Annotated in this window: 23 protein-coding genes; 7 read left to right on the top strand and 16 right to left on the bottom strand. The window is 37.5% G+C overall.

The annotated features are described in order from the left end of the window. The first annotated feature begins 188 nt into the window (after positions 1-188). Entirely contained in the window at positions 189-797 is a 609-nt protein-coding gene (locus RMO03_RS11290; RefSeq protein ID WP_309642208.1) for a superoxide dismutase, read from the top strand. 429 nt (positions 798-1,226) lie between these two features. Here RMO03_RS11290 and RMO03_RS11295 read toward each other — a convergent pair whose 3' ends face one another. The 4 genes from RMO03_RS11295 to RMO03_RS11310 all read right to left on the bottom strand — a co-directional run bounded on the left by RMO03_RS11295 (position 1,227) and on the right by RMO03_RS11310 (position 5,271). After that, on the bottom strand, positions 1,227-3,125 hold the full coding sequence (locus tag RMO03_RS11295) for an amidophosphoribosyltransferase (protein WP_309642209.1): 1,899 nt from the start codon (positions 3,123-3,125) through the stop codon (positions 1,227-1,229). A gap of 66 nt (positions 3,126-3,191) precedes the next feature. Next, positions 3,192-4,115: a PfkB family carbohydrate kinase gene (locus RMO03_RS11300; protein ID WP_309642210.1), complete on the bottom strand. Its 924-nt coding sequence runs from the start codon at positions 4,113-4,115 to the stop codon at positions 3,192-3,194. Between the two features lie 72 nt (positions 4,116-4,187). Continuing rightward, a complete protein-coding gene (gene rnhA / locus RMO03_RS11305) occupies positions 4,188-4,667 on the bottom strand; it encodes a ribonuclease HI (RefSeq protein ID WP_309642211.1) in 480 nt (159 codons plus the stop codon). Between the two features lie 40 nt (positions 4,668-4,707). Then, the gene (locus tag RMO03_RS11310; protein ID WP_309642212.1) at positions 4,708-5,271 is read right to left on the bottom strand and encodes a phosphoribosylglycinamide formyltransferase; all 564 of its coding nucleotides are present in this window, start codon (positions 5,269-5,271) and stop codon (positions 4,708-4,710) included. 173 nt (positions 5,272-5,444) lie between these two features. Between RMO03_RS11310 and RMO03_RS11315 the strand changes: the two genes are divergently transcribed. The 5 genes from RMO03_RS11315 to pyk all read left to right on the top strand — a co-directional run bounded on the left by RMO03_RS11315 (position 5,445) and on the right by pyk (position 9,898). Beyond that, positions 5,445-5,681 (top strand): acyl carrier protein, encoded by a 237-nt coding sequence (locus RMO03_RS11315; protein WP_007137004.1) that lies wholly within the window; start codon positions 5,445-5,447, stop codon positions 5,679-5,681. 174 nt (positions 5,682-5,855) lie between these two features. After that, complete coding sequence (fabF, locus tag RMO03_RS11320) at positions 5,856-7,109, top strand: beta-ketoacyl-ACP synthase II (RefSeq protein WP_309642213.1); 1,254 nt, start codon at positions 5,856-5,858, stop codon at positions 7,107-7,109. Positions 7,110-7,111: 2 nt separating this feature from the next. Next, positions 7,112-7,855: a ribonuclease III gene (gene rnc, locus RMO03_RS11325; RefSeq protein WP_309642214.1), complete on the top strand. Its 744-nt coding sequence runs from the start codon at positions 7,112-7,114 to the stop codon at positions 7,853-7,855. Between the two features lie 115 nt (positions 7,856-7,970). Next, positions 7,971-8,459 carry an IPExxxVDY family protein gene (locus RMO03_RS11330; protein WP_309642215.1) on the top strand — a complete coding sequence of 163 codons (489 nt, stop codon included), beginning with the start codon at positions 7,971-7,973 and terminating at the stop codon, positions 8,457-8,459. A 5-nt stretch (positions 8,460-8,464) separates the two neighbouring features. Next, complete coding sequence (pyk, locus tag RMO03_RS11335; protein ID WP_309642216.1) at positions 8,465-9,898, top strand: pyruvate kinase; 1,434 nt, start codon at positions 8,465-8,467, stop codon at positions 9,896-9,898. Between the two features lie 54 nt (positions 9,899-9,952). Here the strand turns inward: pyk and dinB are convergent, their stop codons facing one another. Further along, complete coding sequence (dinB, locus tag RMO03_RS11340) at positions 9,953-11,035, bottom strand: DNA polymerase IV (RefSeq protein WP_309642217.1); 1,083 nt, start codon at positions 11,033-11,035, stop codon at positions 9,953-9,955. Between the two features lie 94 nt (positions 11,036-11,129). On the opposite strand from dinB, the gene RMO03_RS11345 reads away from it, so the two are divergent. Next, positions 11,130-11,600 (top strand): CYTH domain-containing protein, encoded by a 471-nt coding sequence (locus RMO03_RS11345; protein WP_309642218.1) that lies wholly within the window; start codon positions 11,130-11,132, stop codon positions 11,598-11,600. 1 nt (position 11,601) lies between these two features. Here the strand turns inward: RMO03_RS11345 and RMO03_RS11350 are convergent, their stop codons facing one another. The 11 genes from RMO03_RS11350 to uvrC all read right to left on the bottom strand — a co-directional run bounded on the left by RMO03_RS11350 (position 11,602) and on the right by uvrC (position 26,228). Beyond that, a complete protein-coding gene (locus tag RMO03_RS11350) occupies positions 11,602-12,114 on the bottom strand; it encodes a septal ring lytic transglycosylase RlpA family protein (protein WP_309642219.1) in 513 nt (170 codons plus the stop codon). A 75-nt stretch (positions 12,115-12,189) separates the two neighbouring features. Then, positions 12,190-12,612: a hypothetical protein gene (locus tag RMO03_RS11355; protein WP_309642220.1), complete on the bottom strand. Its 423-nt coding sequence runs from the start codon at positions 12,610-12,612 to the stop codon at positions 12,190-12,192. An 80-nt stretch (positions 12,613-12,692) separates the two neighbouring features. Continuing rightward, entirely contained in the window at positions 12,693-14,336 is a 1,644-nt protein-coding gene (gene pgi, locus RMO03_RS11360) for a glucose-6-phosphate isomerase (RefSeq protein ID WP_309642221.1), read from the bottom strand. Positions 14,337-14,606: 270 nt separating this feature from the next. Next, positions 14,607-15,836, bottom strand: coding sequence for a peptidoglycan DD-metalloendopeptidase family protein (locus tag RMO03_RS11365; protein ID WP_309642222.1), 1,230 nt, complete (start codon positions 15,834-15,836; stop codon positions 14,607-14,609). 23 nt (positions 15,837-15,859) lie between these two features. Next, entirely contained in the window at positions 15,860-16,789 is a 930-nt protein-coding gene (locus RMO03_RS11370) for a tryptophan 2,3-dioxygenase family protein (protein ID WP_309642223.1), read from the bottom strand. Next, complete coding sequence (locus tag RMO03_RS11375) at positions 16,789-17,565, bottom strand: DUF3108 domain-containing protein (protein WP_309642224.1); 777 nt, start codon at positions 17,563-17,565, stop codon at positions 16,789-16,791. Before RMO03_RS11375 ends, RMO03_RS11370 begins: the two co-directional genes overlap by 1 nt. Before the next feature lie 295 nt (positions 17,566-17,860). Continuing rightward, the gene (gene hppD, locus RMO03_RS11380; RefSeq protein ID WP_309642225.1) at positions 17,861-19,021 is read right to left on the bottom strand and encodes a 4-hydroxyphenylpyruvate dioxygenase; all 1,161 of its coding nucleotides are present in this window, start codon (positions 19,019-19,021) and stop codon (positions 17,861-17,863) included. A gap of 217 nt (positions 19,022-19,238) precedes the next feature. Continuing rightward, positions 19,239-20,396, bottom strand: coding sequence for a homogentisate 1,2-dioxygenase (locus tag RMO03_RS11385; protein ID WP_309642226.1), 1,158 nt, complete (start codon positions 20,394-20,396; stop codon positions 19,239-19,241). A gap of 258 nt (positions 20,397-20,654) precedes the next feature. Continuing rightward, entirely contained in the window at positions 20,655-22,133 is a 1,479-nt protein-coding gene (locus tag RMO03_RS11390; protein WP_309642227.1) for an amino acid permease, read from the bottom strand. A gap of 83 nt (positions 22,134-22,216) precedes the next feature. Continuing rightward, on the bottom strand, positions 22,217-24,421 hold the full coding sequence (locus RMO03_RS11395; RefSeq protein WP_309642228.1) for a patatin-like phospholipase family protein: 2,205 nt from the start codon (positions 24,419-24,421) through the stop codon (positions 22,217-22,219). Between the two features lie 7 nt (positions 24,422-24,428). Then, positions 24,429-26,228: an excinuclease ABC subunit UvrC gene (gene uvrC / locus RMO03_RS11400; protein WP_309642274.1), complete on the bottom strand. Its 1,800-nt coding sequence runs from the start codon at positions 26,226-26,228 to the stop codon at positions 24,429-24,431. Between the last annotated feature and the right edge of the window lie 41 nt (positions 26,229-26,269).

Raw genomic sequence — 26,269 nt, forward strand, 5'->3', positions numbered from 1 at the left:
CGGTGAATGCTACACATTTGAAGGGAAAATCCTTTTGTGCCGTTGTTCGGCACAAAAGATTGGAATGATAGCGGGATGAAGCTCCTGAAAATAAAAATTAAGGAAATTATAACCTCTCGCTGTTTCTTTTCCAAAGTTAAATCTTTAAATTTGAATAAAATATTTATAAATCATTAAACACTCATATTATGGCTTTTGAATTACCGAAATTACCTTATGCCTATGACGCCTTAGAACCTCATATTGATGCCAGAACGATGGAAATTCATCATTCGAAACACCACAATGCTTATACGACCAACTTGAATGCTGCAGTTGCCGGAACCGATTTAGAAGGCAAAACCATTGAAAATATTTTGATTAATTTGGATATGAAAAACGCAGCTGTTCGCAATAATGGTGGTGGGTTTTACAATCACAATTTGTTTTGGACTGTGATGGCTCCGAATGCCGGCGGATTGCCAACAGGTGATTTGCTAGATGCTATTGAAAATGATTTTGGAACTTTTGAGGAATTTAAAGCGCGTTTTTCAAAAGCAGGCGCTACACAATTTGGTTCAGGTTGGGCATGGCTGTGTGTGCATAAAGGTGGGAAACTAGAGGTTTGTGGCACGCCTAATCAAGACAATCCTTTGATGCCAAATGTGGGTTGCGGTGGTACTCCGGTTTTAGGAATGGATGTTTGGGAACATGCCTATTATTTGCATTATCAGAATCGCCGACCGGATTATATTGAAGCGTTCTTTAGTGTGATTAATTGGACAGAAGTTTCTAGAAGATATGCTTTAGAGAAATAGATTTTAATGTTTCTCAAACGAAAGCCTGATTTCATTGATTTGAAATCGGGCTTTCGTTTTTCATGAATTCTATAAAATAAAAAAGGTGAAGAAGATCTTCACCCTTTTTGCCCCAAATCTACCATAAGCTTAAACCTACTAAATTATGGTAGAGTAAAATTAACCCTAAATGTTAAAAAACAATTTTCGAAATGTTGAATTAATTGGGATGGTGGGCAAATAAGAGTCGATGTACCTTTTATGTGGGTTATTTCGGAAGTTTTATAAAATAAAAAAGGTGAAATTTCTTTCACCCTTTTTGCCCCAAATCTACCATAAACTTAACCTACTAATGCTATGGTTCTCCAAAAGTATAGTGGTAACACGTTATTAACAAATAAATTAGACGAAATACACCAAAACTCGATGAAGTGTTAAAATTAGCCGATTTTAGTAGGCTCTGGCGTCTTTTCCTTCGTAAAAATTCATAAACGCCTTGTTAACAACTCTATTCCCACCAGGTGTCGGATAATCTCCTGTAAAGTACCAATCTCCTAAATTCTTTGGGCATGCCATATGCAAATCTTCAATAGATTGAAATATGATTTTTACTTCAGCTTTGATTTCTGGAGAACTCAACATCGTTGCAATCTTATCTGAAATTTCTTGTGGTCGAAATGGCTTGTATATTTCCGTTACGGAATTCGTCACTTCATTATCTTTTAAATGCTCTTGTGCTTTGCATTTTTTATAGACTTCTTCTACGATGTGGTATAAGTTTCTTTCTTTTAATAATTCTAATGTTGCTTTAAAAGCAATCAACCCTTCGAGTTTCGCCATATCGATTCCGTAACAATCCGGATAACGAATTTGTGGTGCTGAAGAAACAATGACGATTCTTTTAGGTTTCAATCGATCCATCATTTTGAGGATACTCATTTTGAGTGTTGTTCCGCGCACAATACTGTCGTCAATGATGACCAAGTTGTCGGTTGGTTTTATAACGCCGTAAGTCACATCGTAAACGTGTGCTACCAAATCATCTCGACTGCTATCTTCTGTGATGAATGTTCTGAGTTTGGCGTCCTTAATCGCGATTTTTTCAGTTCTTATTTTAACCGAAAGAATTTCTTCGAGTTTTTCTTTGGTTAAGGTCTTTCTATTATCGAGGATGTATTTATTTTTTCTTTGGTTTAAGAAATCCTGAGCAGCTTCAATCATGCCGTAGAAAGATGTTTCTGCGGTGTTGGGTATGTATGAAAAAACGGTATTGTCTGTATCATTATCGATGGCGTTTAAAACTGAAGGAAGAATTAATTTTCCAAGTTCTTTGCGTTCTTGATAGATTTCCGCATCACTTCCTCGAGAAAAATAAATTCTTTCAAAAGAACATGCTTTTTTAATTAATGGCGGAATAATTTCTGTTTCCGTTACAACCCCGTTTTTTTTAATGATTAAAGCATTGCCTGGTTGAAGTTCTTGTACTTTATCAAAATCGACATTGAAAACGGTTTGAATTACCGGTCTTTCAGAAGCTACAACAACAATTTCGTCATCTTCATAAAAATAAGCCGGACGAATACCTGCGGGATCACGAAAAACAAAAGCATCACCATGCCCGAAAAGACCAGCCATCGCATAGCCACCATCCCAACCACGAGAAGCGCGTTTTAAAATCTTGGCAATATCCAATCTGGAAGCAATTATTGGGGAAGCCTCTCTTTTCGAAAGTCCATTGTTTTTACATTCCTGATACAATTCGGTGACTTCATCATCTAAAAAATGGCCTATTTTTTCCATTACAGTAACGGTGTCGGTCATTTCTTTTGGATGCTGCCCTAACTCGACCAAACTATTAAAAAGTTCCGTAACATTGGTCATATTAAAATTCCCTGCAACAATCAAATTACGATGCATCCAGTTGTTTTGACGCAAAAACGGATGCACGCTTTCAATGCTGTTTTTACCAAATGTGCCATAACGGACGTGCCCTAAAAACAATTCACCTATATAAGGAATATTGGCTTTTTGAGCTGCAACATCATCGGTATATTCCGGATGTGATGTCATTTCCTCATTAATCCTTTCATTGATTTGCCTAAACACATCCTGAATTGGCTGCGCATCATTCGACCGTACACGGCTGATATATCTTTGCCCAGGTTCAACATCGAGTTTTATCGACGCAAAACCAGCACCGTCTTGTCCGCGGTTGTGCTGCTTTTCCATGAGCAAATACATTTTTTGTATGCCGTAGAAAGCTGAGCCGTATTTTTCTTTGTAAAATTCGAGTGGTTTTTTTAATCGTAAAAAGGCAATCCCGCATTCGTGTGTTAATTTATCACTCATTGTAGTTGTGTTGTTGTAATCGTTATTCTAAAAAAAAATGCCCCGACAATTCGAGGCATAAATTTATTACAATTCTATATCAAAATGTGTTAAGGATTTGAATTGTTTCAAACGCTCTTGCACTTCTTCTTTTTTGAGTTGCTGCATTCTTTCGGTTCCGAATTTCTCAACACAGAAAGAAGCCAGATTTGAACCTTGAATAATCGCTTGTTTCATATTATTGAACGAAATGTTTTCGCTTTGTGTAATAAATCCCGCGAATCCGCCAGCGAAAGTATCGCCTGCTCCGGTCGGATCAAAAACTTCTTCCAATGGCAATGCCGGCGCGAAGAAAATTTCTTTATTGTGGAATAACAATGCACCGTGTTCTCCTTTTTTGATGACCACATATTTCGGTCCCATAGTATGGATTTTAGCCGCCGCTTTTACTAATGAATACTCTCCTGACAACTGACGGGCTTCTTCATCATTGATGGTAATCACATCAACACGTTTGATAACGTTTAATAATTCCGGCAACGCACAATCCATCCAAAAATTCATAGTATCTAAAACTATTAATTTGGGTTGTTTTGTCATTTGATCTAAAACGCTGCTTTGCACTAATGGATGCAAGTTTCCTAACATCACCACATCAGCATCTTGAAAGTTTTGAGGCACTTTAGGCTGGAAGTCTGCTAGTGTATTGAGCTCTGTTACAAGTGTATCACGTGAGTTCAAGTCATTATGGTATTTTCCACTCCAGAAAAAGGTCTTGCCGCCTTTCACGATTTCAAGTCCTGAAATATCGATGTTTCTAGCGGTTAATAAATCTAAATATTCCTGTGGAAAATCGTCTCCTACTACAGAAACAATCGCAGATTGCAAGTTGAAATGAGAAGCTGACAATCCGATGAATGTACCGGCGCCACCTAAAATTTTATCTGTTTTTCCAAATGGAGTTTCAATAGCGTCGAAAGCAACGGTTCCAACAATCAATAATTTATTCATCTGATGCGTTTGAAATTAAGGCGCAAAGGTAGTTGATAAGTTGAAAGTTACAAAATGAATAAGTGTCAATTTTTATAAAAGTTTGGCTTCTTCTCTTTCGTAAAATTCGTCAATTGAAAGCTGGCTTTGTAGCGATGCCATCACGGCCAATTCGTCACATCGTTCGTTTTGACGATGGTTATTGTGGCCTTTAATCCATTTGAAATCAACTTGATGTTTACGATAAATTAACAAGAACCGTTTCCATAAATCCGGATTCTTCTTTCCCGCATATCCTTTTTTCTCCCAACCGAATACCCATTTTTTCTCGACTGAATCCACCACATATTTAGAATCAGAAACAATCAAGACTTTGGTGTTTGGATTTTTCAATTTTTCCAATCCAACAATAACTGCCAATAGTTCCATACGATTATTGGTAGTCAACCGAAATCCTTCAAAGAACTCCTTTTGATAAGGCTTACCCACCCATTCCATCACTACGCCATAACCGCCGTTTCCAGGATTTCCTTTGGCAGCACCATCAGTGTAAATATGTACTTCGTGAGACATTGGGATTGTTGGGTTTTTAGATTATTTGGATTATAAGACTTTAGGATTTTAGGATGCTTTCGATAATGATTGGAAAATGCTGGTGTTCGAGTTTGTGGATTCTTTCAGCGATTTCTTCGGGCGTCGTGCAATCATCAATCCTAATAGGCTGTTGAAAAATAATATTCCCTTCATCGTAATGTTCATTGACATGATGAATAGTAATGCCGGTTTCAAGTTCTTTATTGTCCAAAACAGCAGTATGAACTTTCATACCATACATTCCTTTTCCGCCATATTTTGGCAACAATGCTGGATGAATGTTGATGATTTGACTAGGATACTTTTCAATAATCGAAATTGGAAATTGCCATAAGAATCCGGCTAATACAATCATATCCGGTTGTAATTCATTCAACTGATTCAATACAAAACCATTGTTCAATTCCTCCTTTGAAAAAATAAGAGTCGGCACATTAAGCTTTTTTGCACGAACTAATACTTTCGCATTCGGATTGTTCGAAAAAACTGCGACCACTTTTGCCAACTCTTTCTGATTGAAATACAAAATGATATTTTCAGCATTTGTTCCCGAACCCGAGGCGAACAGTACAATCTTTTTCATGGATGTTGTTTTATACACCACAAAAAAAAGCATAATAAATGATAATTAGCCGATTTAGAATGCCTTTGTGAAATTATTTTTTTAAATTCGTAAGCACATTTATTAACTAAATCGTGGATTTAAAATAAAGTTTTTTATTTTTGCCAACAAATTAAATTCTAAAATTAAAGATTATGTCAGACATTGCATCAAGAGTAAAAGCGATTATCGTAGACAAATTAGGTGTTGACGAAAACGAAGTTGTAACAGAAGCTAGCTTCACAAATGATTTAGGAGCAGATTCATTAGACACTGTTGAGCTTATCATGGAGTTCGAAAAAGAATTTGATATCCAAATTCCAGACGACCAAGCAGAAAACATCGCTACTGTTGGTCAAGCTATTTCTTACATCGAAGAAGCTAAAAAATAATAATATTGCACCCGTAAATTTGTTTTTACGGGTGTTATTGTTTTTTAAAAGTAATTACCGGATTGAATTTCAATCGAAAAAATATTCTTAATACCCGTGTCTCTTTTATGAATCATACATGAAGAAATATATGGGTATTATTTGTTTAAAATCAAATCATCAAAAACTATATTTATGGTGTTAAAACGAGTTGTAGTAACAGGTTTAGGCGCACTTACTCCTATTGGAAACAATATCCAGGAATACTGGAATGCTCTAATTAATGGTAAAAGTGGTGCTGCTCCAATTACCTATTATGATACCGAAAAACATAAAACTAAGTTTGCTTGTGAAGTCAAAAACTTCAATATTGAAGATTTTATGGATCGCAAAGAAGCCCGCAGAATGGACAAGTTTGCCCAATATGCTGTGGCTGCAAGCGAAGAAGCTATCAAAGATGCAGGAATTACCAACGACAATGTCAATAAACAAAGAGTTGGTGTGATTTGGGGTGCCGGAATTGGAGGGTTGGAAACTTTCCAAGAAGAAGTCATCAGTTATGCTAATGGCGATGGAACTCCACGTTTCAATCCTTTCTTTATCCCAAAAATGATTGCCGATATTGCCCCAGCTCACATTTCTATGAGAAATGGTTTTATGGGCCCAAATTACACTACAGTTTCTGCTTGTGCTTCATCTGCAAATGCTTTGATTGATGCATTTAATTATATCCGTTTGGGTATGTGCGATGTTATCATTTCTGGTGGTTCGGAAGCTGCTGTAACCATTGCAGGAATGGGCGGTTTCAATTCGATGCAAGCATTATCTACAAGAAATGAAAGTCCAGAAACAGCTTCAAGACCATTCGATGCCACACGTGACGGATTTGTTCTTGGTGAAGGTGCAGGCGCATTAGTTCTTGAAGAATACGAACACGCAAAAGCCCGTGGTGCTAAAATATATTGTGAAGTTGGTGGTGGTGGAATGTCGTCAGACGCCTATCACTTGACCGCTCCTCATCCAGAAGGAATTGGTGTTATTGCAGTAATGGAAAACACTTTACGCGATGCTGGAATGAAACCCGAACAAGTGGATCACATCAACACTCACGGAACTTCAACACCGCTTGGAGACGTTGCGGAATTGAAAGCCATCAGTGCCGTTTTTGGTGATCATGCAAAAAACATCAACATCAATTCAACCAAATCAATGACTGGTCATTTATTGGGGGCTGCTGGCGCTATTGAGGCGATTGCTTCAATTTTAGCGATGAAGCACGGTATCGTTCCGCCAACAATCAATCATGAAGTGGTAGACGGAAATATCGATCCAAGCTTAAATTTGACTTTGAACGTAGCCCAAAAAAGAGATGTCAAAGTTGCGATGAGTAATACATTTGGATTTGGCGGACACAATGCTTGCGTGTTGTTTAAAAAATTAGAAGATTAATTTTGAGAAAGCTGATTCATAAAATATTTAAAAATTCCCGTTCTAATGAAGACGGGATTTTTTTTACTGCGCTTGAAAAAATACTGGGTTTCAAGCCAATAAATATCGCTTTTTACAAAAAAGCATTTACACATCGTTCATCTAATAAACTAGACGAAAAAGGAAATGCTGTCAATTACGAACGCTTAGAATTCTTAGGCGATGCGATGTTAAGCTCTGTCATTGCAGCACATTTGTTCAATGAAGTGCCTACCGGTGATGAAGGTTATCTAACCAAAATGCGTTCTAAAATAGTAAGTCGTGAGCATTTGAATGAATTGGGGCGCGATTTAAATTTAATTGAATTTATCGAAAGTAAAGTGCCCGCTTCTCATTTTGGAGAGAATATTCACGGTAATGTTTTCGAAGCTTTAGTAGGAGCAATTTATCTGGATCAAGGTTACGAATATTGCGGAAAATTCATTCAAAAAAGAGTTGTTATTCCTTATGTTGATATTGCCAAACTTGAAGGCAAAGTCATCAGCTATAAAAGTTTGTTGATTGAATGGTGTCAAAAAGAAAAAAAATCATTTTTCTACGATGTGTTTGAAGACAACGGCATTACTGGCGAGCGCCTTTTCGGTGTAAAATTAAGTATAGATCAAAAAGTAATTGCCAAAGCCAGAGCTTCATCTAAAAAGAAAGCCGAAGAAAAAGCATCACAGCGTGCGTATTTTGCACTTCAAAATAAAATAGATTCTAAATAATTGAAACTTTCTTAAAACTATAACGTTTTCGTTGCTAAATTATCGTTAACAACTGCTTTTTAAATCTTTTTTCTCAATAAGATATCTTATATTTACGGCTTATTTAATTTGAAAAATGGCAGTCTTAAAATTGCATCTTGACGAGTTTGATGAAGTTGATTACGACCTTATTGCAATTCATTCTTCGCTAGAAGATTTTCGTTTAGCCTATTTTATCAATCAAAATTTACCGATTATTCTAAATAAAAGCAAAGAAGAAGTGGGTGTTATAGTTAAAGAAGGTGAAGCTTTTTTTAGCAAATTCACTTTTGATGATGCAAAAAACGATTTGTTGTGGAGTTTAATTCAAAACAAAAACGACATCTTAACCAATCAAAAAAGCACGAAACAGAACCTGTTTTTAGATACTAATATGGAAATTTTAAGGAAAGTACATTTAATTTCCGAACTCAAAAAAGTAGATTATTTCCTTAAAATAGAAAACAATAATGGCACTTTTCTTATTGAAGAAATCGTGAGTCAATTAAATAAAATCGAAAGAATTTCTGCAGCATATGCCGTGATTCCTGAAAAAATAAAATCAAAAAACAATTTAATTTTTTAATCCCAATGCCAACAAACAAAAAAACTAAAATTGTAGCCACACTAGGGCCGGCATGTAGCACGAGAGTAGTCTTAAAAGAAATGATAGACGCCGGCGTAAACGTATTCAGAGTCAATTTTTCGCATGCTGATTACGCTGATGTAAAAGAGAAAATCGATTTGATTCGTGGTCTTAACGAAGAGTTCGGTTATACCACAGCCATCTTGGGCGACTTACAAGGTCCAAAACTTCGCGTAGGTGTTATGAAAGAAGACGTTGTCGTTAATGATGGTGATCTGATCACATTTCAAACAGCTGAAGACATTCCCGGAACTGCGCAACGCGTTTACATGAATTACAAAGAATTTCCAAAAGACGTAAATCCCGGTGAAAGAATTCTCCTCGACGACGGAAAACTTATTTTCGAAGCCGTTGAAACCAATAAAAAAACAGAAGTAATTTGTAAAGTGATACAAGGTGGCCCATTAAAATCTAAGAAAGGCGTCAATCTTCCGAATACCAAAGTGTCATTGCCTGCTTTGACTAAAAAAGACATCAAAGATGCCATTTTTGCGATTGAACAAAAAGTAGATTGGATTGCACTTTCGTTTGTAAGAACCGCAGAAGATTTAATGGAATTGCAAGAATTAATTGCCAAACATTCCGATCATAAAATTCCAATTATAGCGAAAATCGAAAAACCCGAAGGTGTTGCCAACATCGACAAAATTGTGGCTTTCTGCGACGGTTTGATGGTAGCTCGTGGTGATTTGGGTGTAGAAGTTCCTGCACATGAAGTTCCTTTAATTCAAAAGAAATTGGTTAATCGAGCAAAAACTGCCAGGATTCCAGTAATCATTGCTACTCAAATGATGGAAACCATGATTACTAGTTTAACGCCAACAAGAGCGGAAGTAAACGACGTAGCCAATTCCGTAATGGACGGTGCTGATGCTGTAATGCTTTCAGGTGAAACTTCTGTTGGAAATTACCCTGTACAAGTTATTGAAAAAATGACGCAAATTATTGAAGCTGTTGAAGATTCTCCGCTGATTCAAGTGCCACAAAACACACCTCAAGTGAGAACAAAACGTTTCATCACAAAATCAATTTGTCACCATGCTGCTATGATGGCGAATGTCATTAAAGCTAAAGCAATTTGTACGTTGACCAATAGTGGTTATACTGCATTCCAAATCTCGGCTTGGCGACCGTCAGCACATATTTTAGTGTTTACTTCCAACAAAAGAATTCTTACGCAATTGAATTTACTTTGGGGCGTAAAATCATTTTATTACGACAAATACGTGAGCACTGACGACACCGTAACCGATATCAATCAAATGGCACGCGACCGTGGTTTTGTAGACAAAGGTGATTTCTTAATCAATTTGGCGGCAATGCCTGTTGCTGATAAAGGAATGGTAAATACTTTAAGAGTTTCTGAAATAGAAAACTAGATTTCTACATCATTTATATTCAAAACCTTCATTTTAATGGAGGTTTTTTTATGATTAAAAGTCAAATTTCAATTGAACAACAACCGTTTTTTTGACTTCCGTATTTAAATTGTTGAGTGAAATTCCAAGCAATCGAACCGAATTTTTCATGCGTTCTTGAAACAACAATTCCTTTGTGGTTTCGAATAACAATGCTTTGTCTGATATAAAATAAGGCAAAGTTTTGCTTCGGGTTTGCAATGTAAAATCGCTGTATTTGATTTTTAAAGTGACCGTTTTTCCTGCAATTTGATATTTTTTAAGTCGTTTTTCCAATTGGCTTGCGATGATTTCTAATTTTTCTAACATGAAAATTTCGGATGATAAATTTTCATTAAAGGTATGCTCCGCAGCAACCGATTTGGCAACATGTTCTGATTTTACTTCACTATTATGAATGCCACGCACGACATTGTAATAGAATTTTCCGGATTTCCCAAAATGCTTTTCTAAAAAATCAATCGGTTTGCTTTTTAAATCCAAACCAGTGAAAATTCCTAATTGATACATTTTTTCTGTGGTAACTTTGCCAACACCATAAAATTTCCGAATGGGTAAAACTTCTAAAAACGGAATAACTTCATCGGGATTAACCGTTTTTTGCCCGTTAGGTTTGTTGTAATCCGAAGCTATTTTTGCCACAAATTTATTGACAGAAATGCCTGCGGAAGCCGTCAATCCGACTTCATCAAAAATGCGTTTTCTAATTTCTTGTGCAATTAATGTCGCACTTGGATTTCCTTTTTTATTTTGAGTCACATCCAAATAAGCTTCATCGAGCGAAAGCGGTTCTACCAAATCGGTGTAATCATAAAAAATCTTTCGGATTTTATTGGAGATTTCTTTGTAACGCTCAAAACGCGGTCTGACAAAAATCAGTTCGGGGCAATTTTTCTTAGCTAAATATCCACTCATCGCTGATCGAACGCCAAACTTTCTCGCTTCATAACTTGCCGCCGAAACTACACCGCGCGTTTCTCCGCCGCCGACAGCTAATGGTTTACCGCGCAAATTCGGATTGTCCATTTGCTCTACAGAAGCGTAGAATGCATCCATATCGACATGAATAATTTTTCTATTTGGGCGTGATTCTTCCATGCAATCCATTTAAAAAAGCAGCTTCAATTGCTGATTTTCATCAAATAAAGATAATTGTAATATCTTTGAAAATAAAGACATCCAAAATTAAAAAATGATTGAAATAGAACGAAAATTTTTAGTGACTTCCGAAGCATTTAAATCGCAGGCACATTCCAAACATAGCATTGCACAAGGTTATTTGAATTCGAATCCCGATCGAACCGTACGCATTCGAATTCGAGGCGAAAGCGGCTTTTTAACCATTAAAGGAAAGGGAAACAAAACCGGTATGACGCGCTTTGAATGGGAAACGGAAATTTCATTATTGGAAGCAAAACCTTTATTGGCACTCTGTGAAAAAGGCGTTATTCATAAAACACGTTACGAAGTGGAAGTTGGAAAACACACCTATGAAGTTGATGTTTTTTCTGATGAAAATGAAGGTTTAATCATTGCAGAAATCGAATTGAATTCTGAAAACGAATCGTTCGAAAAACCCGATTGGCTGGGAAAAGAAGTGACTAATGACCCTCGATATTACAATGCTTATTTAAGTCAAAATCCTTATAAAGATTGGAAATAATTTAATTCGCTTGTTCAATCTTAACGATAATACTTCCGCTGTTTTTATTGTCGGCGATTTCCATAAAAGCTCTTTTAGAAAGATCGATTTCCCGACCTCTTGAAAACGGGCCGCGATCGGTAACCTCAACCAAAACGCATTGCCCATTGGCTTCGTTGGTTACTCTAAGAATGGTGCCGAAAGGCAATTTACGATGTGCTGCAGTATACTTGCTATTGCTGAATTTTTTTCCGCTGGCAGTTCTCCTTCCGTTGAATTTATTGGCGTAATACGAAGCATGCGCGGATTTCTTGTAAAGACTAAACTTTCCTGTAACGGCGATAACGGTATCGTTGAAAATAATTTCCGGTTGTACTACTGCTACTTTGTCTGTTGGCACTTTCTGAGCACCTGCTTTTTCAATCGAAATGGTATCTTTTAAAACCGGTTTTTTTACTTTAGTTTTAGAAACGACTTGCGCATTGGCCAACGTTCCAAAAATCAATAGCAATAGTATGGAGATTAATTTTTTCATTTAAAATGTATTTGAAACTACCTTTTCAGGTTTACATCAATGGATAAAAAAAGCCCTTTTCAGGACTTCTATTGATTAGAACCACAGCGACCAAGGAATCCTCGATAAAATGAGTACCAAACCCAATCCGTAAAATAAGGCGATTGATTTGAACTTGGCTTGGCTATCCGCTGCTCTTTTATGCTTCGACCATCCAATCGTAATTAGCGTAATAGCAATGATATTGATTAATGGATGTTCAAGTGATGTTAATCGTAAGGCTTTGTCGCTCATTTGCCCGAAAGAAGCCATTCCTAGCGGCGACACAAAATAAATAATAAAACCGAACACCAATTGTAAATGCGTTGCGATTAAACCAAACAAAGCTATTTTCCGGTCTTGAGGTGAAAACTCTTTTTGGGAATTTCTTCCGATTAATGAATTGACTACTGCAATAATTAAAGTAATTAATACCAAATAGGCCCAGCCCGAATGTGCTTTCTGAATAATTTCGTACATGTTTTTATGATTTTGAATTTCAAATATACACAAAAAAGTATAAAAAAACCTCACTTTTCAGTAAGGCTTTTTGGATAAAATTATTTGTTTTTTAAAAAATGCTTCAATAAAAACTCCGTAGAACTGTCATGGCTTTTGACCGTTTTGGTATTGATTTCACCCAATATCGAATTGGCCAATTGCTTCCCTAATTCAACGCCCCATTGGTCATAACTGAAGATATTCCAAATGACGCCTTGTACGAATATTTTGTGTTCGTACAGTGCAACCAAAGCTCCTAAACTTTCGGGTGTTAGCTTTTGAATTAATAAAGTATTGGTTGGTTTGTTTCCTGTGAATACTTTAAATGGCTTTAAAAAATCTGCGGTTTCGTGAGCCACATTTTGTTTGTCGAATTCTGATTGGACTTGCTCTTGGGTTTTTCCGTTTAATAACGCTTCGGTTTGCGCAAAGAAATTCGACATCAATTTGTCGTGATGGTCTTGATTGCCATATAACGGCTCAACATAACCTATAAAATCTGTCGGAATTAATTTCGTTCCTTGGTGAATCAATTGGAAAAAAGCATGTTGCGAATTCGTTCCGGGTTCGCCCCAAATAATGGTTCCGGTTTGATAATTTACAGTTTTGCCATCACGGTCGACACTTTTCCCGTTGCTTTCCATAATGCCTTGTTGAAGGTAGGGTGCAAGCTTTTGCAAGTATTGTGTGTATGGAATTAAGGCTTCGCTTTCGGCTCCAAAAAAGTTGTTGTACCAAATGCTTAATAGCGCCAAAACCACTGGAATATTTTTGTCGAAATCAGCCGATTTGAAATGGTTGTCCATTTGATTGGCTCCTTTTAATAACTTGTCGAAATTGTCGAATCCGACTGCCAAACTGATTGATAATCCCACAGCGCTCCACAATGAAAATCTTCCGCCAACCCAATCCCACATTGGAAAAACATTATTAGCATCGATGCCGAATGCGGTTACGTTTTTTAGGTTTGTGGAAACCGCCACAAAATGTTTCGCCACATCTTCTTGTTTTGCAGATTGCAAAAACCAGCTTCGAATGGTTTCGGAATTGGTTAAGGTTTCCTGTGTGGTGAATGTTTTGGAAACAATCACAAAAAGTGTGGTTTCCGGGTTTAGTTTTTTAATAATTTCATTGACATGATCGCCATCTACATTAGAAACGAAATGAACGTTGAGATGGTTTTTATAGAATTGTAATGCTTCGACAACCATGGCCGGCCCTAGATCTGATCCGCCAATTCCGATGTTGACGATATCGGTGAATGCTTTGCCTGTATATCCTTTTCTTACACCGTTTACGATTTCGCTCGTGAAGTTTTTGATTTTATTTTTGGCTTCGAAAACTTCGGGCATCACGTTGACACCGTCTACTTTTATATTAGCAGATTCCGGTGAACGTAAAGCAGTATGTAACACGGCTCTGTTTTCTGTTTGGTTGATGTTGTCGCCGTTGAAATATTTTGAAATCGCGTCTTTTAGTTGTGCATCATTCGCCAATTCGATAAGCAAACGCATGGTTTCTGAAGTGATATTGTTTTTAGAGAAATCGACAAGAAAGTCGTTCCATTGGATGTGAAATTGTGCGGCTCTATTGCTATCTTTTTGAAACATTTCTTTGATGGAATTGTGTTGCATCGATTTGAAATGTGTGGCTAAGTTTTGCCAAGATTTTGTTTGGGTTGGATTGGTGTTTTGTAAGGCCATTCTTTTCTGATTTTGGTTTGTCCCGAAGCTATGGGATTGAATTGCAAAGATAATAAAGTTATGGAACGCGGATGGTGCTGATTGTAATGATTTACGCAGATTTTTAAATGGATTGTAAGATTGTAAGACTATAAGATGGCGTGTCTTAAAATCATACAGTCTTACAATCTTAGAGTCAATGCCTAGCCCCGATAGTAGTGGAAATCTTTTTGCGCCGGCGTTCGGCGCAAAAAATTGAGAGTGGATAGCGGGAAATAGCTCCTAAAAATTTTACTTTTTATATTTCAAACTTGCCACGCTGTCCAATTCGCGTTTCAATGGTTGCATTTGCTTTAAGAATCTAGGAAGATTGCGTTTGTCCATCGGTTCGGAATTGGGAAGTTTTAGTTTGAGCGCATCGACTTGCACGCCGTTTTTCCAAAACCTGTAGCACACATGTGGGCCCGTAGCAAGTCCTGTGCTTCCTACTTTTCCGATGATATCACCTTGATTAACACGTTGTCCTCGACGCGCCAAAATTTTGGACATGTGCAGGTATTGCGTAGAATAGGTTCGGTCGTGTTTGACTTTAACGAAATTTCCGTTTCCTGCTGTAAATCCGGTTTGCTCGACAATGCCTGAAGCTGTCGTCATGATAGGTGTTCCGGTTGGTGCCGCATAATCGGTTCCTTTGTGGGCTTTCCAAATCAGCTGTACGGGATGGAATCTGTTTTTGGTGAAATGCGACGTAATATTGACGTATTTGAGTGGCGCTTTGAGGAAGAAATTCTTGAGTGCCTTGCCTTCGTCATCGAAGTAATCTAACTTTCCGGAGCCTTCATTTTGCTCGAATGGAAAGGCGTAGATGGTTTTGCCTTTGTATTCGAAAAACGCGGCTTTAAGGCTGTCGACGCCATCGTAAATCGTATCGTCTATGAAACGTTCTGTGAACGTGATTCCGAATTTATCGCCTTTTTTGAGTTTGAAAAAGTCGATTGACCAAGCGTAGATTTTGGTGATTTTACTGGCTAATGAAACATCTACGCCTTGCTTTTGTATGGCTTCAGACAGCGAACCGTCGAGGCTTCCTGCGATTGTTCTTTGTTTGATTTTTATAGGGCGGATTTTTTTGAATACCTGTACGGAATCTCTGAAATCGATTACATAATACGTTCCTCTGTCGGGTTGATAGACGAATGCTTGCAATTTCTTTTTGCGGTCTTTGGATCTGAAAAGCGTGAATGGTTTTCCGATGCGCATCATTCTGACATCGAAGCTGTCTTTGACTTTTTCGATGATGTCGTATACTTTTTGATCTCCTAGATTTTGTTTGTCGAGTAGACTTCCGAAAGTATCACCTTTTTGAACAGTGTCGTTTAATACATTAAAATCGTTGTATTTAAATCCGAATTGCTCAACGATGGGAATGGGTTGGGTTTCGGTATAGATGACATTATCTTCCTGATTTTTACAGGAAAACAATACCAACAAAACGATTGTTAATGCGATTACTTTTTTCAAAGTTTTTTGATTTTGTGCGATGATTATTCTGCTCCCCAGTTTTTTAATTCTTCTGCTGTCCATAGTTCTGGAAAGAAAATTCTTCTTTGGTATTTTGGGTGCATGTATTTTTTCCAATCGCTTCCGCCGGTGGCTTCTCCGCTGCCTTGTCCGCTATCGATATATTTTCTGGCGGCATTTAGATGGCCCATGACCCACGTAATATTGACCGTGTGATCGTAATGGCGCATGGCTTTGATGAGTTCGGGATTTTTCTGATCGGATTCCGGAAGTTGCTTGAATTTTTGCCAAAGATTGATGGTGTTGTATTGTTCCATTTCTCTTAAAAATAAAGCTTTGTATTTGCGTTCGAACTCTAAAATCAGAAATGATTTTTCGCCTGTGTGGTGGTCTTTTCCTGCGGCCTGCCAATACAAATGTTCGAAAGCATGTTCGTAAGGTGTATTTCTGTCGATGGTGGCACGGAATCGATAATCAATTAGGTTGATTAAATCAGTTGACGCAAATTCTATGAGTCGGTATTGTGCGCTTTGAAAACCACTGGCTGGTGTTAGCGTGTTTCTGAATTTCATATATTGCGCCACTTCCATGCCGTCGCCCATGATATCGAATGATTGTGTGAGCATGTCGAAATAACGGCTGATGCGCATTAATCTTTCCGTAAAAAAATCGGTTTGTGGTTTTTGATGGTTGGTAATTTGGTTGATTTCCCAAAGAATCATTTTGAAAAGCAATTCATTCACTTGATGGTACATGATAAATACCATTTCGTCGGGTAATGTGGTTCTTTGCGTTTGTAAATTAAGCAGCGCATCGGTTTGGATATAATCCCAATAAGTAATGGGTTTTGCCCAAATTAAACCTTCTAAATGGGTTTCAGTTTTTTGATTGATGTCTTGAAATTTCTGTTCTAAATTTTCTAAAATTTCTTTTGTATTGTTGGTGATTTCCATTAAGATTTTACTTTTACTTTAAAAGAATATTTTAAACCTTTAAACGCGTCTAAATCGGCTTTTATAGAACCAACTGCCAAGCTGGCTTTGATACGAATCGGTAGTTTATTGTCGTCATTTGAAATCCAAACCGTTAAGCTTTCTTCTTCTTTAAAAACCCTGCCTGATTGTACTAATGGTCTAAAAATCATGGTTGGTACAATTCCGAATTTGGTATCTATATCTTCATATCCGAGAAATTTCAATTTGAATTTTGTGGTTTCATCATCAAAAAACATATCGACAACAATAGATTCGCCTACTTTTAATTTATCAATGGTTGGATGATTTCTTAAATAATAAAACGTAGATACCATATCTTGGATGTTATCGCTAACGACCATGGTTTTTTCTGTATCGTTTTTATAATCTTTGACCAAGACTTTATTACTGGTTTGATTGAAAAACCCTTCTTGATTTTTTTTGTAACCACCTTCGTCTATTTTTCTGACGAATTGGTATGGGTTTCCGGTTTCTTTATCGAAATAACTTTCGTAGATATCATCTACTTTGAAAAAAAATCTTGACATTCCAGTGGTGTAACCTTTACCTATCGCATGGTAAACTTTTTTATTATTCCGCACGGCTTCATTCACCTCAAGTGTGGCATAACCAGCGTTGATTAGACCATAGTGAATTCTGAATTTAAACCATTCTCCTACATCAAAGGCTCTTTCTTTTTGAGAACTAAATCCGAAAGTTGATATAATTAATACAAATGCTATGACTCTTTTCATCTTTTTTTTGAATTGATTTCCGTCTGGAACTCAATATCTGTTCCAAATGTATTAAAACAAAAAAACCCAGTCAAATAATGACTGAGTTTTTATGCTATTAACCAACCAAAAACTATAAATTATAAAAAATTTATAGAAAAACTTCCGGAAACCACTCCTTTCGTTTTTGTTGGCACAAAGATACTGCCGTTTTTGACATATTCTTGATTTAAAATCAACTTTAACACGATATGTTCAAAAAACATATACCTACAACGTTGCATAATAGAGATTTCTTAATAATTTTATGTTTTTATTAAAGAGTTCCTCGTTTTTCTTGTTCTCTTTCGATAGATTCGAAAAGTGCTTTAAAGTTTCCTGCTCCAAATCCTTTAGCGCCCATTCTTTGTATGATTTCGAAGAACAATGTTGGTCTGTCTTCAACAGGTTTGGTGAAAATCTGCAATAAATAACCGTCTTCATCGGCATCGACCATAATGGCTAATTTTTCTATAGCGTTTAAATCTTCGTGCATCATTTTCATGTGTTCGCCCAATCGGTTTGGAATATCTTCATAATATGTTTTTGGCGGAGCTGACAGAAATTCTATGCCACGTTGTCGCAATTGCGTTACTGTTGTTATAATATCGTCAGTAGCAATCGCGATGTGTTGCACGCCGGAACCTTCATAAAAATCTAAATATTCTTCTATTTGTGAGCGTTTGTTTCCTTTGGCTGGTTCGTTGATTGGAAATTTGATTCTTCCGTTTCCGTTGCTCATTACTTTGCTCATCAGCGCAGAATATTCTGTATGGATTTGTTTGTCATCGAACGAAAGAAAATTGACGAATCCCATAACGTCTTCGTACCATTTTACCCAAGTATTCATTTGATTCCAACCGACATTGCCGACCATATGATCGATGTATTTTAAACCAACCGGTTCCGGGTTGTAGTCTGATTTCCATTCTACGTAACCCGGTAAGAAAGTACCATTGTAGTTTTTGCGCTCGACGAACATGTGAACGGTTTCGCCATAAGTATAGATTCCGGCACGAACAACTTCTCCGAATTCATCTTTTTCTACGACGGGTTCCATAAACACTTTTGCGCCGCGTTTTGTAGTTTCTTCAAATGATTTTCTAGCATCTTCTACCCAAAGCGCAACTACTTTTACACCGTCACCGTGCTTTTTGACATGCTCTCCGATTGCTGAATCGCTGTTTAATGCGGTGGTTAGGACCAATCGGATTTTGTCTTGTTTCAACACATAAGAGGCTCTGTCTCGCACGCCGGTTTCTAAACCGGAATACGCTAACGATTGGAATCCGAATGCGGTTTTATAGAAATGGGCGGCTTGTTTGGCATTTCCTACGTAGAATTCTACGTAATCTGTTCCCATTAATGGCAGGAAATCTTGTGCGCCTTCGAATATTTTTTCGAGTCCGTAGTCTACGGAGGTGACTTGTTTTGACATGATTTTTATTTTTTAATGTAAACTGCTTTGGAGCGCGGATGATGCGAATTGGTCAGATTTACGCGGATTTTTATTTGTTGTAAAGTGTTGTTATTATTCTAAAGCCCTAGCCGTGATAGTAGCGGTTATCCTTTTGTGCTGGCGTTCAGCACAAAAGATTATAGCGTATAGCAGGATTAGCTCCTGACCCGAGCGACAGCGAACTGACGCAGTAAAATTATTCCAACCAAGATTTATAGTATTTTCCATCATCTAATCCCATGGCTTCTTCGGTGACCATTAGTGGTCTAAACGTATCGACCATGACCGCTAATTCTTGGGTTTCTTTATGGCCTATACTTCGCTCCATAGCACCTGGTGCCGGTCCGTGTGGGATGCCTTTCGGGTGCAAGGTGATATGACCTTGTTCGATATTATTTCGGCTCATGAAATCGCCATCGACGTAATATAAAACCTCATCGCTGTCGATATTGCTGTGGTTGTATGGTGCCGGAATTGCTTTCGGGTGGTAATCGTATAAACGCGGGCAGAACGAGCACACTACGAACGTGGCGGTTTCGAATGTTTGATGCACTGGCGGCGGTTGGTGTACGCGTCCTGTAATCGGTTCGAAATTATGAATACTGAATGCATAAGGAAAATTGTAGCCGTCCCAACCCACAACATCGAATGGATGTGTGGCGTATATCATTTCGTGGATCATGCCTTCCTTTTTAACTTTAATCAGGAAATCGCCTTTTTCGTCGTGTGTTTCTAATTCGGTTGGCAATTTGAAATCGCGCTCACAAAATGGTGAATGTTCTAAGTGTTGACCTGATTCGTTTTTGTAGCGTTTTGGGGTGTAGAATGGTGAGAAAGATTCTACATAGAACAGTCGATTTTCTGAAGTTTCGAATTCGATTTGGTAAATCATACCGCGCGGAATGATTAGATAATCACCGTATTCGAATGGGATATTACCGAGCATCGTTCGCAGTTTTCCTTTGCCTTTGTGGATGAAAATGAGTTCATCGGCATCAGCGTTTTTGTAGAAATATGACGTTAATGATTGTTGTGGTGCTGCCAATCCAATCGTACAATCTTTATTGACAAGCATAGGTTTTCTGCTATCTAGAAAATCGGCTTGTGGCTGCAATTCAAATCCTTTTAACAATAGCGATTTGATGTTTTTCCCGATAGCGATTTTGGGCTCGACTGAATACGATTTTATAATTTCTTTGACTTGTGTCGGGCGATGCACGTGGTATAAAAGTGAAGAATGTCCGTGAAATCCTTCGGTTCCGAAAAGCTGTTCGTAGTATAAACCGCCGTTGGGTTTCTCGAACTGCGTGTGACGCTTTTGAGGGAAGTTTCCTAGTTTATGATATATTGGCATAAGTTTTTTAATTAATAATTAATAATTCACACTCGAGGCTTAAGCAGAACTGAGCGTAGCTAATTAATAATTAAAGGTCATTCAGGATTCCTTTTGATTAGGAATTTGAGGTGCGTTAATAAACCTATCCACGTTGTTTTCATAGTAACAAATATCGGAAAAAAATCATTTGGAAAGGTTTCTTTTGAAATATTTATAAACGCAAAAAAGGCATTGAAAAACTTGCTTCAATGCCTATTTATATTTAATGAATCCTAATTATTTATCCGGATTATTGAGCTTGCTATTTTTCCTACTGTAGGTAAAATAAATAACCAATCCTATGGCCAACCAAACGATGAGTCGCAACCAGTTGGTCCAGCCTAGTCCGTAAATCATGGCTAAGCAAACTACGATTCCTAAAATTGGAACCAAAGGAACGAATGGTGTTTTGAATTCGCGCTTCATATCCGGTTCTGTTTTTCTCAATACGATTACTGAGAAACATACTAAGATGAAGGCGAAAAGTGTTCCGATACTGGTCATATCGCCAACGATATCTCCAGGGATAAACGCTGCAAACAAACCTACAATTACTAAAATAGCAAGGTTTGCTTTGTATGGCGTTTTGTATTTAGGATGTAAATCTCCAAATGCTTTTGGCAACAATCCGTCTTTACCCATCGAGTAAAAAACACGCGATTGACCTAACAACATCACCAGAATTACTGAAGTAAATCCGAATAAAATAGCAACCGTTACAAACTGAGCCAACCATTGGAATGATGGCCCCATTGATGATGTAATGGCATTGGCTACTGAAGCTTCTTTTCCTCCAGTTCTGAAAAACTCAACCGATTCTAGTCCGGTTAAAACGTGTGCAAACAAAATATACAAAACTGTACAGATTGCCAATGAACCTAATATACCAATCGGCATATCACGCTTTGGATTTTTAGTTTCTTGAGCCGCCGTACTCACGGCATCAAATCCTATGAAGGCAAAAAATACAGTTCCTGCAGCGCCAAGAATTCCCATAATGCCTCCGAAATGATGTCCGACACCATGCTCGTCAGTAAAAACAGAATCTTGAGGAATATAAGGTGTGTGGTTTGCAGGGTTTATAAAATGCCAGCCTAGAACAATGATCAATACTACGATGGCTACTTTCACAACAACGATTAATCCGTTTACAAAAGCGGATTCTTGTGTTCCTTTAATTAATAACAAACTAATCACGGCTACAATAAATAAAGCCGGTAGATTCATGATTCCGTGTTCTCCTAAATCAGAGGTTTGAAATGGCGAGTGACACAACGAATAAGGAATGGGGCTCACATGGAGCACATTGACCAGCAGATTGTTCAGATATTCACTCCAAGCAATTCCAACCGTAGCGGCACCAACGGCATATTCTAAAATCAAATCCCAACCGATAATCCAAGCGAGTAATTCGCCCATCGTGGCGTAAGTATAGGTATAAGCACTACCTGAAATTGGAATGGAGGATGATAATTCAGCATAACATAATCCTGCCAAAGCGCAACCAATGGCTGCTACTATAAAACCAATCGTCACTGATGGTCCGGCATTTTGAGCTGCTGCCGTAGCGGTTCTAACGAAAAGACCAGCTCCGATAATGGCTCCAATTCCTAAGGCGATCAATGACCAAGCGGTTAAGGTTCGTTTCAATCCTTTTTCGGACTCTGACGCTTCACTTAATAATTGTGTTAAAGATTTTTTCTTCCAAATAGACATGGTGGTTCTTTTAAATGGTTATGTGGTTTCAAATATATTATTTTTTCGATAACATCAAACATAAAATTTAGCGTGTCCTTTTCTTAGAACCAAAATCCGACGCTAAACCAAGCGAATCCTTTGCCTAATTCTGGCGACCACGAATACTTAAACTCAGCCGGTCCGAGGATAGATTCGATCCCATAACCCACAGCATAACCAGTATACTTTACTTGAGAAATCCATCTCGAGGTATCAAAAAGATGGTCTTCAATATTGGCATAATTCGCCGAAAGATTGATGTGGTTTTTTTTGAATATCTCGTAATCAACCGTAATACTACTCTTGATATAACTGTCGCCATTAAGGCTTAAAAAATCATAGCCATAAAACGGTTTAAAATTATTGAGCGGCACAAAACCGTAGCCGCCAAGTACAAAATCAAAAAAATGCACACTCTCTTCACCTAAAGCAAAACCCATTTCGGATTGTACTTTTATGGTGGTTTTTTTAAATAACGTTTGTGCGAATCCAATATCGCCTTTCACAATAGAAAAGGGTTTGAACTCATGCGTATAATCGGTCGAATACAAATAGTTTTGATAATCGCCAAAAAAGTACCAACCTCTTTTTGGAAAATACTTATTGTCTAAATCATCATACTTGACATATCCGAATACGCTTCCGTAATTGCTTTTTTCAAAATCGGGAGCACTACTCTCAACGGTTTTTGATTTGATACTTAAAAACTGATGTTCGATACCGCCGCCAATTAAAAACTTTTGGATGAAAATGGTTTGAAAATACGCCTGATTGGTCAAGTCTGCAAAATCGATGTTGATCGATCGTATTCCAAGTTCGTCGAATAACTCGCCATTGCTAAAATCAGTTAATACATTTCGATTGAATTTATTGAATTTAGACCGGAATCCGAAGCTCCAATAAAAACCATTATCAACATAATAATCTAAATTATACCGCAAATTATCGCCTAAAATAACATCCAATGAAGTCACATCATTTCTGAAAAAAGTTTTCTTATGTGTTGCATTGAGCAAAATGCCGCTTTTGTATAATCCATCGTAATGCAAAGAAAACTTCACAAATGTTTTGGTTGAATTTTCAGTGAGATTAATGACCAAATCATCTTTATCGTTATTCTTTTCCAACGAATAATTGATGGCGCTAAAATTTTGCGTTGCCATAATATTATCCATTCCAATTTTAATGTCATTATAGGTAATATCGGTATTTTGCTTGAATCTCAATTTTCCAATAACATAAGCTCGTGTATAATTTTTTAAAGTATTGATGTTGATGTTTTTAATCTTCAAACTATCGGCTTTCTCAGAATATATATGATTTTTTCTGACTTGAGTTGAATCACCCAACACTTTGATTTTTTCATACATTGCAAACGCCGCTTCTTCGCCTTTTTTGATGATTTCTTGTCCATCATCAAAAGAAATAACGCTATAATCCGAAATGTCTGGTTTGATATAAATGTCGGTCTGTTTCCGTTTTTCTTTCATTTTTTCAATCATTTGAAGATTCGAAATCTGAACCAAAATTTTCGTCGCATCTTTCAATGATTTGCGGTCTTTCAAATCGTCTTGCACATCAACTCCAATAATGATATCGGCGCCCATTTTCTTGATTTCATCTACGGGAAAATTATTGGTAACTCCGCCATCAACAAGCAATCGTCCATTGATTTCAACAGGAGAAAACAGCGTAGGAAAAGCACCGCTGGCCAACATCGCTTCGGCCAAATAACCTTTATTCAACAATACTTCTTCGCCGGTTTCGATATCGGTGGCCATACACAAAAACGGAATAGGAAGTTGGTTAAAATCACGCACATGACGCACATTATATGTCAATCGGTTCAATAAATTATAATTGTACATTCCTTTAGACAAAGCCGTTGGAATGCCAACTTTCATTTTTTTGAATGGCAAAGTAAACGCATACATTTCGTCATTTCTTTTTTCATAAAACGTTTTGGAAGATCGCGGTGTATAATCACTCAGCAACGCATCGAAATCAGTGGCTCTAAAAATAGAATCGATTTGATGTGCACTATATCCCGAAGCATACAAACCGCCAACAACCGCACCCATACTGGTTCCACCGATATAATCAATCTTAACACCGGCTTGCTCTAGTACTTTTAATACCCCGATATGCGCAAACCCTTTAGCGCCACCACCACTAAGAACCAATCCTATTTTGGGTTTTTTTTGTTCTTGTGAATAAACGTTAAGTATCGTAAAAAATGCCAAAAGCAGCAAAGCCATTTTTTTCATGAAGCCTTTACGGATTAGATGTTTTGTAAAAGTCGGTAATTTTTTTGGCTTTTGAAACACCAACGACAGCAGAAATTTCGTTTTCAGTGGCCAATTTTAATCTTTTAACGCTTTTGAAATGCTGAATCAACGCAAGCATGGTTTTTTCTCCGATACCCGGAATGGTTTCTATCGATGAATTTAATGCGGATTTACTGCGTTTGTCACGGTGGAAAGTAATGCCGAAACGGTGTGCTTCGTTGCGCAAATATTGGATGACTTTTAAAGTTTCTGATTTTTTATCGAGGTATAACGGAGCTGAATCGCCAGGATAATATAATTCTTCCAAACGTTTGGCAATGCCTACAATAGCGATTTTTCCGCGCAATCCTAAAGCATCGATACTTTTCAAAGCGGATGACAATTGTCCTTTTCCACCATCAATAATAATGAGTTGCGGCAACGATTGGTTTTCGTCGAGCATGCGTTTGTAACGTCTGAAAACCACTTCTTCCATCGAAGCAAAATCATCGGGACCAACCACCGTTTTGATGTTGAAATGGCGGTAATCTTTTTTACTTGGTTTTCCGTCTTTAAATACAACACAAGCCGCAACAGGATTCGTTCCTTGAATGTTCGAGTTGTCGAAACATTCGATATGACGTGGCTCTGTTGACAACCTTAAATCTTTCTGCATTTGTGCCATAATCCGTTTGGTATGGCGATCCGGATCTACGATTTGCAATTGTTTGAGTTGTTCGATTCTTTGAAATTTGGCGTTGCGAATCGATAAGTCTAATATCTGCTTTTTGTCGCCAAGTTGCGGTACGGTGACTTTGATGTTTTCACCAACAACAACAGGAAACGGAACAATAATTTCTTTGGATAATAAATGGAATCTTTCGCGCAATTCGACAATGGCGAGTTCCAGAAGTTCTTCATCGGTTTCGTCAAGTTTCTTTTTGATTTCCATCGTGTAGGAACGAATGATGGAACCATGAGCAATTTGCAAAAAATTGACATAAGCAGCGCCTTCATCCGAAACAATGGAGAACACATCAATGTTGGTGATTTTCGGATTGATGATGGTAGATCGCGATTGATAATTCTCAAGCACTTCTATTTTTTCTTTGATGATTTGCGCTTCTTCGAATTGCATATTGGCTGCGAGTTCACTCATTTTCTTTTTGAACTCTTTGAGGCTTTCTTTAAAATTTCCTTTGAGAATTTCACGAATCGCATCCACTTGCTTATTGTAATTTTCTGCTGTTTCAAATCCTTCACACGGGCCTTTGCAATTGCCTATGTGATATTCTAAACAAACTTTAAACTTGTGGTTTTTGATGTTGTTTTCATTGAGATCATAATTGCAAGTTCGCCGTGGATACAATTCTTTGATTAAATCTAGAATCGTCCAAACCGTTTTGAAACTCGTATATGGGCCAAAATATTCCGAGCCGTCTTTAATCATTCTTCGTGTTGAAAATACACGCGGGAAAGGTTCTTTTTTAATACACAGCCACGGATAAGTTTTATCATCGCGCAACAGCACATTATAACGCGGTTGCAGTTTTTTTATTAAATTGTTTTCTAGTAACAACGCATCGGATTCGGTTGGAACCACGATGTGTTTGATGGTTACAATTTTCTTGACCAGTACGTTGGTTTTGGCGGTATCGTGAATTTTATTGAAATAAGACGACACTCTTTTTTTGAGGTTTTTGGCTTTACCAACATACAGGATTTTGTCTTCCTTATCGTAATACTGATACACGCCCGGATTGTCTGGAAGTGATTGTATTTGAAGTTCAAGTGTTGGGTTGGCCATTTCTAAAGTTGCATTAGCAGTACAAAAATAAGATATTAGTT

Origin of the sequence: Flavobacterium sp. (assembly GCF_031411595.1) — a bacterium.
Lineage (GTDB): Bacteria > Bacteroidota > Bacteroidia > Flavobacteriales > Flavobacteriaceae > Flavobacterium.